General features: G+C 39.5%; 1 protein-coding gene. It reads left to right on the top strand.

Going from position 1 to position 1,666, the window contains the following annotated elements; all coding sequences use genetic code 11:
• Positions 1-251 precede the first annotated feature (251 nt).
• On the top strand, positions 252-1,271 hold the full coding sequence (locus tag IQR33_RS23535) for a TerC/Alx family metal homeostasis membrane protein (RefSeq protein ID WP_062730983.1): 1,020 nt from the start codon (positions 252-254) through the stop codon (positions 1,269-1,271).
• Positions 1,272-1,666: the final 395 nt, after the last annotated feature.

Here is a 1,666-nt window from a genome sequence, read left to right as displayed (position 1 = left end):
TTTGTTGGAAAGCCTGACGCTCGGCGTTATTATGTCGGCGTTTGGGGAGTAGTTAGCGCAAGTTTACTTATCGTCATCTCGTTAAGCATCAGCTTATCCGGTAAGTAAAGGTGTTACGTGGTTCATTCACGTCAACACTTCAACGAGACCAACGCATTCATTGACTAGCAGCACATAATCGTTATGTGGCTGTTGGTTGTTATTGTCTGCGGAAGGTCACCAAACGAAGTCCTTCCGCCATGGGAGGAAATATGTCTCTTATCGAAAATACCACCCAATTGAGCCAATCGGTGCCTCTTCAAGAATCATTAGCGATGTATGGTGCTTTTGGTTTATTTACCCTTGTTCTTGTTACGCTTGATATCTATCAAACACGTGGTGGCGTTATCACGATGAAAAAAGCCATCGTTTGGAGTGTTTTTTGGTTCTTGCTTGCCTTTGTTTTTGCAGGTTCTATTTATTTATTCTGGGACTTTTACGCGCCACATAGCGCTTATACGAACGACAAAGCAACGATTTCATTCTTAACTGGTTATTTACTAGAGAAGTCGCTAAGCGTGGATAACTTGTTTGTGTTTGCCATCATCTTTGCACAATACAGTGTGCCGGAGCATTTGCGTCCGAGAGCATTGCTTTGGGGGGTGATAGGTGCGCTAGTTTTACGCGCTGTCATGATTGCGGTTGGTGCTCAGTTACTTTCACAGTATCACTGGGTATTGTACTTATTTGCTGCTTTCCTTATTTGGACGGGTGTTAAGCTAGCTCGCGACAAAGGCGAAGCAGAAGAGGTTAATCCATATCCGGAGCAGTTGATTCGAAAGGTATTGCCAGTTACAGATGACTACCAAGGAAATCGCTTAATCTTAAAGCAAGCTGGTAAGTGGGTGGCAACACCGATGCTGATCGTTGTTGGTGTCATTGCAGTAATGGACGTTATGTTTGCGTTGGATTCTATACCAGCTATATTCGCGGTAACACGAGAGCCATTTTTAGTCTTAGCCGCGAACGTATTTGCATTACTGGGTTTGCGATCGCTGTACTTTGTTCTTCAAGCAATGTTAGACAAGTTTGTATACTTAAAACCAGCATTATCAGTAATCATGATGTTTATCGGGGTAAAAATGCTATTGGTTGGAACAGAATATGAGATTCCGACAGCATGGTCTCTCACATTTTTAGTTGTTGTGATGACATCGGCAGTGGTTGCATCACTCCTAAAAAATAAAGCGAAGCGTCAAACTAGCGTTAATATTACTAATCAAAAAATATAAAGTAAGCACTAAAATCAAAAGAAATAACGAAAAATATTGTTAAATATATGTTGTTGCTTAAGGGGCGATTATGCAGGTAATGTTCAGTTATTCAATGTAATTACAGCAATTGTGATTATTTATGCCGTTATTATTCATTTGTATTTTTGAGTTTTGTAATGAGTTTGTTTTATTAGAAATTCTAATTTGAATGGGTAAAATTTGTCATTTCTTAAACAATAAGAAACTGACTAATATACAACCAACTAAACAGACTACTGCTTTTAAAGAGAGGCAATCATGGCACAAGCAATGCAAATGACAAATGTAGCTTTACCAACCTCTATGGATAAGAAAACCTACGCGGTTAACTTCAAAGGACTGATTGCTCACTTACTGGACATTCTATTTGTAGA

This window comes from Vibrio sp. OPT46 (assembly GCF_015163535.1).
GTDB classification, from domain to species: Bacteria; Pseudomonadota; Gammaproteobacteria; order Enterobacterales; family Vibrionaceae; genus Vibrio; species Vibrio alginolyticus.
The sequence above is the reverse complement of the archived record's forward strand: the minus strand, read 5'-3'. Positions and strand labels throughout refer to the sequence as shown.